The sequence below is a fragment of the Neisseria sp. HMSC068C04 genome, assembly GCF_001810105.1.
Lineage (GTDB): Bacteria > Pseudomonadota > Gammaproteobacteria > Burkholderiales > Neisseriaceae > Neisseria > Neisseria flavescens_B.
This window is the reverse complement of the sequence record NZ_KV799936.1, coordinates 27,670-41,271: the sequence shown is the minus strand read 5'-3', so window position 1 is coordinate 41,271 and position 13,602 is coordinate 27,670. Positions and strand designations below refer to the sequence as shown.

General features: G+C 45.9%; 13 protein-coding genes. 3 read left to right on the top strand and 10 right to left on the bottom strand.

All coding sequences use genetic code 11. The features are described from left to right. Window positions 1-97 precede the first annotated feature (97 nt). Window positions 98-1,288, top strand: coding sequence for a succinyldiaminopimelate transaminase (gene dapC, locus HMPREF2700_RS05225; RefSeq protein WP_070590777.1), 1,191 nt, complete (start codon window positions 98-100; stop codon window positions 1,286-1,288). A 47-nt stretch (window positions 1,289-1,335) separates the two neighbouring features. Here dapC and HMPREF2700_RS05220 read toward each other — a convergent pair whose 3' ends face one another. From HMPREF2700_RS05220 to HMPREF2700_RS05190, 7 genes are all read right to left on the bottom strand, one after another. Further along, window positions 1,336-1,506: a rubredoxin gene (locus HMPREF2700_RS05220; RefSeq protein ID WP_003680460.1), complete on the bottom strand. Its 171-nt coding sequence runs from the start codon at window positions 1,504-1,506 to the stop codon at window positions 1,336-1,338. An 84-nt stretch (window positions 1,507-1,590) separates the two neighbouring features. Further along, window positions 1,591-2,682, bottom strand: coding sequence for an acyl-CoA dehydrogenase family protein (locus HMPREF2700_RS05215; protein ID WP_070590775.1), 1,092 nt, complete (start codon window positions 2,680-2,682; stop codon window positions 1,591-1,593). Between the two features lie 125 nt (window positions 2,683-2,807). Then, complete coding sequence (locus HMPREF2700_RS05210; RefSeq protein ID WP_070590773.1) at window positions 2,808-3,356, bottom strand: carboxymuconolactone decarboxylase family protein; 549 nt, start codon at window positions 3,354-3,356, stop codon at window positions 2,808-2,810. A 149-nt stretch (window positions 3,357-3,505) separates the two neighbouring features. Then, window positions 3,506-3,928: a YidB family protein gene (locus HMPREF2700_RS05205; RefSeq protein WP_070590772.1), complete on the bottom strand. Its 423-nt coding sequence runs from the start codon at window positions 3,926-3,928 to the stop codon at window positions 3,506-3,508. 164 nt (window positions 3,929-4,092) lie between these two features. Beyond that, window positions 4,093-4,548, bottom strand: coding sequence for a Holliday junction resolvase RuvX (gene ruvX, locus HMPREF2700_RS05200; RefSeq protein WP_003680463.1), 456 nt, complete (start codon window positions 4,546-4,548; stop codon window positions 4,093-4,095). Continuing rightward, the gene (locus HMPREF2700_RS05195; protein WP_049322876.1) at window positions 4,541-5,089 is read right to left on the bottom strand and encodes a YqgE/AlgH family protein; all 549 of its coding nucleotides are present in this window, start codon (window positions 5,087-5,089) and stop codon (window positions 4,541-4,543) included. The genes ruvX and HMPREF2700_RS05195 overlap by 8 nt, the downstream gene beginning before the upstream one ends. Before the next feature lie 27 nt (window positions 5,090-5,116). Continuing rightward, the gene (locus tag HMPREF2700_RS05190; protein WP_049328632.1) at window positions 5,117-5,662 is read right to left on the bottom strand and encodes a CreA family protein; all 546 of its coding nucleotides are present in this window, start codon (window positions 5,660-5,662) and stop codon (window positions 5,117-5,119) included. Window positions 5,663-5,835: 173 nt separating this feature from the next. Between HMPREF2700_RS05190 and HMPREF2700_RS05185 the strand changes: the two genes are divergently transcribed. Together HMPREF2700_RS05185 and HMPREF2700_RS05180 are read left to right on the top strand one after the other, a co-directional pair. Then, window positions 5,836-7,752, top strand: a complete 1,917-nt coding sequence (locus HMPREF2700_RS05185; protein ID WP_070590770.1) for a murein hydrolase activator EnvC family protein — start codon at window positions 5,836-5,838, stop codon at window positions 7,750-7,752. Window positions 7,753-7,966: 214 nt separating this feature from the next. Beyond that, entirely contained in the window at window positions 7,967-9,439 is a 1,473-nt protein-coding gene (locus HMPREF2700_RS05180; protein WP_004520081.1) for a S41 family peptidase, read from the top strand. A gap of 69 nt (window positions 9,440-9,508) precedes the next feature. On the opposite strand, the gene HMPREF2700_RS05175 is transcribed toward HMPREF2700_RS05180, so the two are convergent. The 3 genes from HMPREF2700_RS05175 to HMPREF2700_RS05165 are packed head-to-tail and all read right to left on the bottom strand — an operon-like array spanning window position 9,509 to window position 13,557. Further along, entirely contained in the window at window positions 9,509-11,398 is a 1,890-nt protein-coding gene (locus HMPREF2700_RS05175; RefSeq protein WP_070590769.1) for a Z1 domain-containing protein, read from the bottom strand. Continuing rightward, on the bottom strand, window positions 11,399-12,436 hold the full coding sequence (locus tag HMPREF2700_RS05170; protein ID WP_070590767.1) for a restriction endonuclease PLD domain-containing protein: 1,038 nt from the start codon (window positions 12,434-12,436) through the stop codon (window positions 11,399-11,401). Beyond that, window positions 12,433-13,557 (bottom strand): DNA cytosine methyltransferase, encoded by a 1,125-nt coding sequence (locus HMPREF2700_RS05165; protein ID WP_070590764.1) that lies wholly within the window; start codon window positions 13,555-13,557, stop codon window positions 12,433-12,435. Before HMPREF2700_RS05165 ends, HMPREF2700_RS05170 begins: the two co-directional genes overlap by 4 nt. Between the last annotated feature and the right edge of the window lie 45 nt (window positions 13,558-13,602).

Here is a 13,602-nt window from a genome sequence, read left to right as displayed (position 1 = left end):
TGAAAAACATTTAAACCCTGTTTTCAGACGGCCTTTTTGTCCTAACCCATCTAAAAAATGCTAAGATTGTTGCCTGAATTTATCCGGCTGAAACATCATGAACCCATTATTGAACCATCTCAAACCCTATCCTTTCGCCCGCCTGCGTGAAGCTATGCAAGGCATTGATGCACCCGAAGGCGTAACGCCCATTCATCTGCAAATCGGCGAGCCGAAACACCCGACGCCCAAAGTCATCACTGACGCGCTGACCGCTTCCCTGCACGAACTGGAAAAATATCCGCTGACCGCCGGCCTGCCCGAACTGCGCCAAGCCTGTGCCGAATGGGTTGCCCGCCGTTATGATGGTTTGAGCCTCAATCCCGACAATGAAATCCTGCCCGTATTAGGCAGCCGGGAAGCTTTGTTCTCTTTTATCCAAACCGTTTTAAATCCGGCTTCAGACGTCCCCAAACCGGTCGTTATCAGCCCCAATCCTTTCTATCAAATTTACGAAGGTGCGACTATTTTGGGCGGCGGCGAAATCCATTTTGCCAACTGTCCGGCACCCAGCTTCAACCCTGATTGGAGCAGCCTGCCCGAAGACGTATGGCAGCGCACCAAAGTCCTGATCGTCTGCTCGCCCAACAACCCGAGCGGCAGCGTCCTGCAATTAGAAGACTGGAAAGAAATTTTTGATTTGCAAGACAAATACGGCTTCGTTATTGCCTCTGACGAATGCTATTCCGAAATCTATTTTGACGGCAACAAACCAATCGGTGGCCTGCAGGCTGCGGCGCAATTAGGACGCGGCACGCGCAACATTATTATGTTCACCAGCCTGTCCAAACGCTCCAACGTCCCCGGTTTGCGTTCCGGCTTTGTCGCAGGCGATGCCGAGTTACTCAAAAACTTCCTGCTCTACCGCACCTACCACGGCAGTGCGATGAGCATTCCCGTCCAACGCGCCAGCATTGCCGCTTGGAACGATGAAGAACACGTTATTGACAACCGCCGCCTCTACCAAGAAAAATTCGACCGCGTTATCCCTATTTTGCAACAGGCGTTTGATGTCAAACTGCCTGACGCATCGTTCTACATTTGGCTGAAAGTTCCCGATGGCGACGACTTGGCATTTACGCGCAACCTGTGGCAGAAAGCCGCTATCCAAGTGTTGCCCGGCCGCTTCCTCGCCCGCGATACCGAACAAGGTAATCCGGGAGAAGGCTACGTCCGCATCGCTTTGGTTGCCGATGTGGAAAGCTGTGTCAAAGCGGCTGAAACCATGGTTGTTTTATACCGTCGATAAAACAAAGGCCGTCTGAAATTTCAGACGGCCTTTTTAAATCAACCAAGTTATATCACGAAATCCAACAGATAAAAATCTTCTTTGCCTACGCCGCACTCAGGGCATTTCCAGTCATCAGGAATATCTTCAAACTTAGTTCCGGCAGGCAGGCCGTGCTCGGGATCGCCGAGGTCTTCGTCGTAAATCCAGCCGCAAGGGCCGCACATATATTGAGCCATTTGGTGTTCCTTCCATTTTGAAAGGCCGTCTGAAACCGTATTTTCAGACGGCCTTTCGTGTGTCTTATTGTTGATATTTTGAATTTATTGCGCTGCTTCCAAAGCGGCGATTTCTTTACGCAGGTGTTTGATGGCCGGTGTTACGATGGCGACAAACATGGCCTCACGGACGCGGCGTTGTGCCGGGCTGCGCATTAGATAGCCTTTTGCGCCTGCATGCAATGCGGCAGATTGAGTGGCGTTCAGAGCCAACACAGCAGCCGCTTCACGCAGTTTTAAGGTTGCCAGCGTATCAGGTTTGTTGTTCCACGCATCATCGGCAAGGCGTTCGGTTTCCGCCCATGCGCCGTCCAACGCGGCTTTCAAATCATCATAACTGTGGTCGAGGTATGAGTTTACTTCCGCGTTCACTACATTGGCCATGCGGATAATACCGAGCGCACCGTCAATCACACCGGCGCCGATACCTATTTGCAGCAAGATGAAACCGGCTTTAATGGTCGGAATATAAGACTGGAACTGCTCAGGCGTAGCAATCACATCTTCATCGGGAATAAACACGTCTTTAAAATTCAGGCTGTAAGTGCGCGTGCCTTCCAAACCGCAAAACTCAGGGCAATCTTGCAGGGTAACGCCTTCCCATTGGCCGCCGGTGATAAACATCACATAGCTGTCGCCGACTTGGGCGGTATTCGCCCAAATATGGTCTTCGCCGATATTGGATACCCAAGGCAAAGCGCCGTTGACTTTGTAGCCGCCTTCAACGCGCTCTGCTTGCAGGTTGTGTTTTTCAATGCCGGCAAGGTGTTTGACGGTATTGGACATGCCCGTACCGGCTAAGACTTTACCCTGCAGAATATCGGCGAAGTATTTGTCTTTAACCGCTTGATTAGGCGATTGGTGCAGATACCACGCGCAAGCCACCTGACACCATGCGCTGAACGAAGTGGCGCCGCATTCTTTACCGATTTCGCGCAATACGGCGATTTGCGTTGCCAAACCCAAACCGTTACCGCCTTCTTCAACCGTACCGGTCGCGGCAAAACCGCCGATTTTGCCCAATTCCAGCATAAATTCTTTCGGATACAGGCCTTTGCGGTCGATGTCGTCCACCAATGGTTTCAGCTTGCTTTTAACGAGTGCGGCAACATTGTTCAGTAAAGCTTCGCGTGTCATGATTTTTTCCTCTGAATAAGGTTTAAAGCGTAGATGGTTCCACTCATGAATTATTCTTGGCAACAAGGATATCCCTTGCTTTTTACTAAAAGGCCGTCTGAATTTTCAGACGGCCTTTGATGAGATTAGGCAAATGCCTGCAATTCAGGATTGATTTCAGTTTTGGCAAGGTTATTGACGTAGTTGCACAAGGTTGCCAAAGCAACGCCCATAACGACTTCAACAGCTTGCTGTTGGTTGTAGCCTGCATCAAAGAAAGCTTTCAGCTCGTCGTCGGATACCGCGCCTTTTTTCGCCATAACGGCTTGGGTGAATGTCGCCAAAGCACCCAGTTTGGCATCGTCAAACTCGCCTGCAGCTAATGCGCGTGCGGCTTTGATGGATTGTTCGGACAGCAGTTTTTTCAGGGTAGCCAGTTTGGTGTGGCCAGCAACGCAGAAACCGCATTCGTTGGTACGGGCGGCGATGATTTGGACAACTTCAACTTCGCCGTCAGTCAGGCTGTTGGCCGCATTCAGCTTGCCAACTTCTTGATAAAACGCCAAAGCTTCAGGCGCATTGGCCAAAACGCCGATCAGGTTAGGAATAAAGCCGTTGTTTTTCAATACGGCTTCAACGCGTGGTTTAGCAGCTTCAGGAGCGGTTTCAACTGTGTGTATGGTCAAGCGGGACATGTATATAACCTTCTTATCTGGTGAAATGAAGCGACCATCATAAGCCATCCGCCTCCATCAGAAAAAGACTTATTGGTTATTTACCGCGAACCAAAAGTTATAAGGCCGTCTGAACGGATTCAGACGGCCTTATCAAATGATTCAACTCATTATTTCATAAAGTTTTTCAGCAGCATAGAAGCGATATCGTCCAAGCCGAAGCCATCCGCATCTTGAGCCGTGCCGTTAGGTGTGGCTTTATCGACCAAGTCAGGCAATACTTTGGCCAACAAATCGCCTGCTTGACCGGCATCCACGCCGAATTTTTGCGCGATTTGGTTTACCGTATCGCTGCCCAAAGCATTTTGCAGGTCGCTGCCGGACACAGACAGGTTGCTGGATTGGTTGGAAACCCAGCTGCTCAGGGCATCGCCCAAACCGCCTTGTTGCAGTTGGTTGATCAGGTTGCCCACACCGCCTTGCTGTTTCACCAAATCCATCGCCATATCGGTCAGAGAACCTTGTGCGCCGTTTTCGTTGTTACCACCCAACATTTGAGTAGCCGCATTCAAAAGATTGTCCATAAGTGCCATGACTTTTTCCTTGTATTTGTGTCTAAAAAAAGAAAACGGAGTGTAGCAAAATTTGCACTGAAAAAAATCAAGCTTAACCAAACTAAACTTCTTTTATCCCAAAGCCGTAACAAAACAAAGGCCGTCTGAAACCCGGTTTCAGACGGCCTTTATAAGGGATAATGCTATTCTTCGCGGCCATTGAAATACTCGGCCGCCCCACCTTCAAAAAACCCTTGCAAAATTGCCTGCGCCGCCACTTGGTCAAGTACGGATTTTTGTTTTCGGCCAAATACTTGGGCTTCAGCAAGCAAGCTTTCCGCGTATAGGGAAGACATCCTTTCGTCCACCCAATAAACCGGCAAGTTAAAACGTCCGTGCAACCGGCGGCCAAACTTGCGGCTCAAACGGGTCAACTCATGCTCCGTCCCGTCGGTATGCGTCGGCAGGCCGACCACAAAATACTTGGGTTGCCATTCTTTGACCAGCTTGGCAATGGCCTCGAATTTTTCATCATTGCTGTTACCGGTTACCGTCGCCAGCGGATGGGTCATGCCCAACTCGGCATCGCCTTGCGCTACGCCGATACGCGCCTCGCCGAAGTCAAAGGCCAAAACCGTGCCTTTGGGTGCATCAGGCATGGCCGACTCCTGAAACCAAGGCGTTCGGATTGACGCCCAATTTTTCAAAAGCGGCGGCATAACGGAGTTCGTAAGGCACATCAAAAAGAATATGCTCGTCTGCAGGAACGGTCAACCAAACATTTTCTGCCAGCTCGCGCTCCAACTGCCCTTTGCCCCATTTTGAATAACCAATACTGATCAAAGCCTTATCAACAGCACCTTCTTTAGACAAGTTTTCAATCACATCGCGCGAAGAAGTCAGCGCAACGTTATCGGTTACCACCATGCTGTTTTGCCAGCGGCCAATCGGCGTATGCACGACATAGCCGCGCTCAATCTGAACCGGCCCGCCCATCATCACGTTTTCATGTTGCAGGCGCAACGGGATATTGCGGTCGGCGGCGGCAAAAATCATGTCCATGGTAATCGGCGAAGGCTTGTTGATGATGATGCCCAGCGCACCTTCTTCATCGTGTTCGCACACATAAATGACCGTATCCGTAAAAAACGGATCGTCCATATGAGGCATGGCAATCAGGAAATGGTTGGCTAAATTCATATTCTTTTAATCTATAAGCTGATTCTATTATTTTTGTCCGTCGGCAACCGGCGCGTCCACCACGCACGCACCGTAAACCGCGCCGCCTGCCGGTACCGGCGTATCGGTTTTCGCATGGGCAAAACACGATACCGCGCTTAAAGAGTTTTTCGGCGAGCCTTGAACGATTTTATCGCTGTACACCAAATAAGCGAAAGATTTACGTTTCGGGTCGTAATAGCGGATAATCTGCTGGCTCTTAAATGCTATGCTGGCGCTGCGTTTGAACACTTGTCGCGGTTTCAAAACCGCAGCCTCGTTATAACGGATGACTTCCGCACTTTGCACGCAGGAAACCGATGCGTCGCTGGCATCTTCTTCCAGATTGACCGTTTCTTTCAAACCGCCTTTTTTCGCGTACGAAATATAACAGGCAACCCCCTGCACATCGGGATCGTCAAAACCTTCCACTTCAATACGGTCATTTTTACCCAGCATATGAAACACCGTACTGGCGCGCCCGATTTTATCGGTATTGTCACCACAAGCCGCCAAAACCATGGCACCCAACACTACTAATAAATATTTTTTCATAATATCCTGTCGATCCAGACTGTCAGTTTCCAGGCAGACTAAACCCCGTCCGCCTACTCTATCGTTACTATATAAGACCGTTCGTCCATATTGCAACCCGATATTATTTTCAGACGGCCTGACAGACAGTATAATCCGTCCTATTGTTCCTACTTTGATAGCAAGATCGAACCATGCGTTACAAACCCCTCATTCTCGCCCTGTTGCTCAGTTTCTCCCTGCCAACCTATGCTGCCAAAGACGCGCCGAAAGAAAAAGCGGCCGCCGTCAAAAAAGCTGCGCCCGTAAAAAAAGAGAAAGAAGCCACTAAGGCAGATGTCAAAAAAGAAACCTCAAAAAAACAAGCGGTAAAAGAAAAAGAGGAAGACAAAAAAGCGGTTAAAACCAAAGCTGCCAAAGAGAAGGAAACCGCCGACAAAAACGAACGCGCTTCAGCCAAAAACAAAACGGCTAAAGCCGCCGAAGCCGCTGCCGACAATAAAAAGGCCAGCCGTAAAGCCGAAGAGCCTAAAGAAACAGCAAAAGACAAAAAAGCCGCAGCCACAAAATCCGGCAAAGCCAAAGAACAAGACAAGAAACCTGTTGAAGATAAAAAAGACAGCAAAGCCAAAGAATCCTTAAAAAAAGCAGAACCTAAGGAAACCAATGCCAAAGAGCCTGCTAAAAAGGCGGCAGAGGATAAAAAAGACGGCAAAAAAACCAAAGAGCCCGTAAAAAAAGCAGCCGAAGACAAAAAGGCCGAAGCTAAAGAAGCCAAAGAACCTGCAAAAAAAGCTGTTGAAGACAAAAAAGACGCTAAAAAAGACACAAAAGCCAAAGAGCAAAACAAAAAAGCCGAGCCTAAAGTTGAGCCTAAAGCCGCTTCTTCAGTCGAAAACGATTTCAAAGCAGCCGTAACTGCCGCCGCCAATGATATGGAAACCAAGAAATTCTTTGCCAAACGCAACGAGGGTTTCATTATCCATGTCAATGCCACGCTCAAACAGCTGCAACAAACACGCAACAACCTCTCCGGCATCAACCGCAAACAACGCGACGCATGGGAAAAATTCCAAAAGCTCAATGCCGATGCCAACCAGTTGAAAGCCGAAGTTTCCAACACGCGCGCGCAAATTTCGCGCTTTGTGTCCGGCAACTATAAAAACAGCCAGCCCAATGCGGTTGCCCTCTTCCTGAAAAACGCCGATGCCGGTCAAAAAACCCGCTTCCTGCGTTACACGCGTTATATCAACAACGCCAACGACCAAGTCATGAGAGACTTGGAAAAACAACAGAAAGAGCTGGCCGCGCAAGAGCAAAAAATCAACAATGAATTGGCTTACCTGAAAAAACTGCAAGCCAATATCCAAGCTTCGTTGCGTCAACAAGGCGTAACCAATACCGCCGAACAAGCCGAAAGCCGCCGTCAAAACGCGCAAATGGCCAAAGAAGCGCAAAAGAAAATCAACCACAGAGAAAACGAGCAACGCCTCAACAATCTCTTGAAAGATTTGGAAAAACGCAAAGCCGAGCAACGCAAAGCCGAAGCCGAAGCGCGTAAAAAAGCCGCCGAAGCCCGCTTGGCCGCTGCCGAGAAAGCCCGCAAAGAGCAGGCTGCCGCCCAACAAAAAGCTGAAGCAGAACGTGCCGCCATGTCTACGCTGACTGACGAAGACATGAAACTGCAAGCCCCCAACACCCAAGGCTTTACCGTCAGCAACGCCAACAGCTTCAGCCGTATGCAAGGCCGTCTGAAAAAACCGGTCAACGGCACATTGGCAGGCCTGTTTGGTCAAGACCGCGGCGATGGCGAAGTTTGGAAAGGCGTATTCTACAATACCGTTCCTGCTCCGGTCAGCAGCATTGCCTCAGGCACGGTTACTTTTGCCGGCGAACTTGAAGGCTACGGCAAAGTAGTCGTCCTCGACCATGGCGACGGTTATGTCAGCATTTACTCCGGCCTGAACGAAATCGACACCGCCCAAAACTACGCCGTCAATGCAGGCAGCAAGATTGGCACCAGCGGCACTTTGCCGTCGGGCGAAACCGGCCTTTACCTTGAAGTCCGCTACAACGGACAAGTCATGAATCCGCTTTCCTGGATTAACTGATGTTTCAGACGGCCTGAGTGAGTTTTCCCCTTCAGGCCGTCTGAATTTCATCATAAACTACAATAAAACACGATTTTCACGCCTGTTCAGCACATTAAACAACAAACTTTTACCTTAAACTTATTGTTCCAAGCGTTTAAATCAAATAAAGTCAACAGGTTCAGAGAAAACAAAAACCACTTTGCTTACCGTACACAAAAAGAAAGTCAAACGAATGTCAACAAAATCCACTTTGAAAAAAGTTGCAATCTACACTCTCGGCGCGTTTAGCGGCATCGCCCTCAGTCTGAGTGTACAAAGTTTTGCCGCCGAAAAAGACAAAAAAGACAACGAGGCCCTGCCCGTGCAAACCATCCGCACCATGGCAGAAGTGTACGGCCAAATCAAAGCCAACTATTACCAAGACAAACCCGACGCCGAGCTCTTTGAAGGCGCAATGAAAGGCATGGTGTCCGACCTCGATCCGCATTCCGAGTATATGGACAAAAAAGGCTATGCCGAAATGAAAGAGTCCACCAGCGGCGAATTCGGCGGCTTGGGCATGGAAATCGGACAAGAAGACGGCTTCGTCAAAGTCGTTGCCCCGATTGAAGACACACCCGCAGAACGCGCCGGCGTGAAAAGCGGCGACTTCATCGTCAAAATCGACAATACCTCTACGCGCGGCCTGACCGTCAGTGAAGCCGTCAAAAAAATGCGCGGCAAACCGGGTACCAAAATCACCCTGACCCTTTCACGCAAAAATGCCGACAAACCCATCGTCGTCAACCTGACCCGCGCCATCATCAAAGTCAAAAGCGTACGTCATCACCTGCTTGAAAAAGACTACGGCTACATCCGCGTCTCCCAATTCCAAGAGCGCACCGTTGCTGCGCTCAACGAAGCCGCACAAGCCCTTGTCAAAGAAAACAAAGGCCCGCTCAAAGGCATCATCCTCGACTTGCGCGATGACCCGGGCGGCCTGCTCAACGGCGCAGTCGGCGTATCCGCAGCCTTCCTGCAGCCTGACGTAACCGTTGTCAGCACCAAAGGCCGCAACAAAAAAGAAGGCATGGTTCTCAAAGCAACTGCCGAAGACTACATAACCACCAGCGGCAAAGACCCGTTGGCCGGATTGCCTGCCGAGCTGAAAACCATTCCGATGACCGTCCTGATTAACGCAGGCTCGGCCTCCGCTTCCGAAATCGTTGCCGGCGCATTGCAAGACCACAAACGTGCCGTCGTCGTCGGCACACAAAGTTTCGGCAAAGGCTCCGTGCAAACCCTGATTCCGCTTTCCGGCGGCAGCGCAGTCAAACTGACCACCGCCCTTTACTACACGCCAAACGACCGCTCAATTCAGGCGCAAGGCATTGTTCCTGACGTTGAAGTCAAAGACAAAGACCGCGCTTTTGAAAGCCGCGAAGCCGATTTGGTCGGCCATATCGGCAATCCGTTGGGCGGCCAAGACGTCAACAGCAGCACCGAAACGCCTGCCAACGCCGAAACCAAAGCCGATAAAGACAAGTCCAAAAAAGACAAAGACGAAGACATCTCCAGCCGCCGCATTCCAAATCCGGCCAAAGACGATCAACTCCGTAAAGCCTTGGACTTGGTGAAAAATCCAGCCGAATGGCAAAAATCTTTGGGCTTGGCAGCGAAAAAACCTGCACCGAAAAAAGATGCGGATAAAGACAGCAAAAAATAAACCTGTTATTTCTCAATAAAAAAGGTCGTCTGAAAACGATATGATTATTTTCAGACGACCTTTTTTATGTTATTTCACCCCCCAATACACCAGTCCCTTATATGGCAACTTAATATTAGGTAACCAAAAATCTTCTCCCTGCCAACCTTTGTCTTTATTTCCTACTACTTGATAAAGTGTAAGAAATAAATCATTGGGATATTTTTCTCCTAATTTACGGTCGTCTTCCGAAAGCATTGTGCCAGTTGCTCGAGAAAGTTTACGTCCTGTTTTGATCAAAACGTAAGTTTTAAAACTTGGACGTTGTGCCTTTAATGCTTCTACACCAGCAATAAATTTTTCCTTATTCCAGTCATCTGGGACATAATGACCCAATTTATCTAGAACCAAGAATAAATCTTCTATATCCATTTGATATAAATCAGATTGAATTTCATCTTTCAAAATAGAAGGCAAAATCTTGTTAATCTCCGACAAATTATCCTCGTTTGGGTGAAGTGGAAAATAATTCACACCACCCACAATTTGATTGATACTGTCGAATTTCAATACATTTTTTCGAGTCGGATTGATATTTTCCGGATAAATAACCTGAATATTGCCGTCTGAATTTTTTGCCTGCTCAATAATCAGATTATTTGCTTGATTGAGTTGTACAAAGAAGTAATAGACATCAAACGGAATATAAAGCCGTAATAATGATTTATCACGGTCATATCCAAAAATACGCGAATGTTGCCAGAAAGTATCTGCATTCGTTTTTTTGGCAGTGCGACTATAATAAACCGTTTGTAATTTCGGAATAGTTAAGCCTCGTCCAATCACATTCCCACCAATAATAATGTTAAAGCCTCTTTCTAAATCAAAATCTGATTCTGTCTGCGAGTTAACGACGAGAATATAAATTTGCTTATTTTCTAAAAGTTCTATTAGTTTTTCATAAATTTCCTCAAAATGATGAATATCAGGCTTGGTCTTTTGTAAATCCAAATAGTCTTCTTTAAAGCTGTCTGCAAGATTCTCCCCGCTATTAATCGCTTGTACCAAATCATTTAAAAAAGCTTGGATTTTTTGAGAGAAGGCTTGATGGTCTTGGATTTTATAACTTGGATGTAAAGCAAAATTACAATTAGTTTTACCGCATAAAGCAAACTCTGCACAAGTAAGCAGAAAACTGTGCAATGCCTGTTTTACCCCTTCGGCAATTTCACCACTCGCATCTTTCATATCGTCCAATTCACTGTCAATGAAGCGAACGATATAGCTTGGAGGATCAGAGAAGACAAAATTGCCACCGATGTATTTTTCACCAGCTTCAAAGAAATGGATAAATTCAGGTTGCCAATCAGATTCTTCATGTTGCAATAAAAGCGATTGAGGTGTGGCGGTCAACTGAATAAATAGGCTTTGACAACAGGAATTCTTAATGTCATTTAGCAGTTTATTGATAGTACTGACATCTTTATCCGGCTTATCAGCATTAGTATTTAGGCTGGCCGCATCGGCTTCATCGTCCACAATAACCAAAGGATAGCCTTTCAGGCTACTTTGACTGGCAAACAAATTACGCCAACGTTTCAATACACGGGCATTCTTTTTAATCACAACCAAGATGGGATTATTTGCCTTCATTACCTGCATAAAACTTCGGTCATCGTTTTCAGACAACACAATAAAATTTTTCAGATTAGCTTCGGCGCGCTTGACTGTCTGTTCCTGTAAATCTACGCTGTCAGTAGTAAGATACAAAAAAACTTTGTGGTCGCCATCATCAGCCAGCGCACTTAATACACCCAAAACCTGTGCCGTTTTGCCACTTTGAACATTGCCCAGCAATAAAACATTTTGAGCGATTTTCGGTTCAGTTTGTGATAATTTCCCCATAAAACCATCAACGGTATTTTTAACAGAATCAGCTAATTCAGGCGGGGTCAATTGATTCAAGTAGGTTTGCAACATTTAGTTTTTCCCCTTAAATGAGAGCAGCCAAACATCAGGATTGTCGGTTGAACGGAACTCAAAATGATCGTTACCGTATTGGCGTAAGGTTTCATGCGTAATCTTCTCGTTATTTTGCAGACAACCACGATTTTCCAAACGACCTTTAATCCATTTGCCAAGTGTTTTCAAATCATTTTCTGAGCGGAAATTTTTGGAATAATCTCCCGATGTCTTACATTGAAATTGCCAACCATCATCAGTAATAACTGTAAAAGACTTCAGAATCGGATAACCTTCTTGTGAAGTGATGTCTTTGGATACAATCAACTCTACTTCATACCAGGGTCGTGGTTTGACAAACCCCCGTTTATCTCGTCGACCTTCTCCAAAAAATACATTCAAATTACTTTTTTCTTCGGTTTTAGCCGGAATTGAGAAATGATATTCTGACTTTTGGGCAAATAGTTGCCGAATCTTTTCTGGTACAATTTTCTGTACCCCCAAACAATTTTCTAAATGACTGTTATGTTCAATAAATGTACTCGGCCTCTCAACTTCTTGGATATTTTTGCCTAGCTTATGAATGGTATTTTGAATATCTGCCTGCAACATCTGTGCAACCTTACCATCCAAATGTAACATGGTTTCATAAGTACGTTCCGTACTATCCCAAAAACACGTTAAGTTAGCAGAACCAATTAACCCATTGATTTGTTGATTATTTTTAAAGGAATACATTTTTCCGTGAAATTTCACAAAAGGAGAAATATAGACAGCTCCTCTTTTCTCATGTTGCAAAAAATCATTTAGTTTACATAAGCTGTCATATTGCAAATGGCTAAAACCTTCCAAATAATGCATTCCAACCAATAAATCTATTTTTTGAATGTGATCATTTAGCTCCAAAATTTTATGTAGCTCAACCACTGCATCATTAGATACATAACCTGTTACCATCAAAACTTCATCCGCTGATTTAAATAAATCCATCCAAACTGTATTAAGCGATTTTTCAGTAATTTTGGCATTGGCGATATTGGAAAAAACTGTATTCATTGTTTTCCCCCTCGAATTTTGCTCAGTCGGTCATGAAATAAAACATCCTTCTCTGCTTTCAATTTCTTATGTAAATCTACTTTTTTATAGTTGCCTGAAAAAATTGGTAAGATAGCCTTTGCTAGCTCAACTACACCTTGAGGAGGAACAGCATTACCAATCTGGCGACGTACTTCAGTTGTTGATCCGACAAACTCAAAATCATCAGGAAAACTTTGAAGCCTTGCTCGTTCTCTATTAGTAAAAGCACGCGGTTCAGGGAAGTGATAGCCCCAAGTACCACCGCCACCTGCTGCAATAATTGTTTTTGATGGCTCGTTCCGATGCATACGACGATAAACGTGGCTAATCATACCTTTCACATATAAAGGATGATCTTTAGGAATATCAGTAAAATTTCCACCTTCAGGAATTAATTCCAACATACGGCGTGTTTTATCACTAATTTTTAGTAATTCATTATTACTAACATTTTGTGGAATATTAGATATCGCCTGACCAGCAGTTACATATGGTTTTAAGCCATTTTCGCCAGTTTCATTGTGTGTCGGTTTTGGATGATGAAAATCAAATCCTGTATCCAAACGTACTCCGACAATCAGCACACGTTCACGAAATTGAGGTACGCCAAATTCAGCAAAGTTATACAGCTTTGCCTGAACGTAATAACCGCAATTTTCAAAGTCGGTAATAATTTGCTGGATGGCTTTTTTCTTGTTAGCAGTCAACAAACCTTTCACATTCTCAGCAACAAAAACTTTCGGTTTTTTTGCATTTACAAAACGTAAAAAGCTTTTATAAAGATTGCCGCGTTCACCCTCTAAGCCCGGCTGTTTCCAAATCATGGAAAAATCTTGACAAGGGAACCCGCCTAAAATGATGTCGCAATCGGGAATAGTTGGATCATTCGGATCAATTTGTTCAATATCACCTTCTACGATGACATCGCCGATATTTTTACGGAAACTTTCGCAAGCCCAATGGGAAAAATCGTTCGCCCAAACAGTTTCATAACCAGCTTGGTGAAAACCCAAATCTAAACCTCCACATCCTGAAAATAGAGATAGAATTCTGGGTTTATTGTCAGATGAATTAAAATTTGAGATTTTTTTAGATAACATAGGATTTCACTCCTATGCATAGATTTGATAAAAACCCTTGAAGGG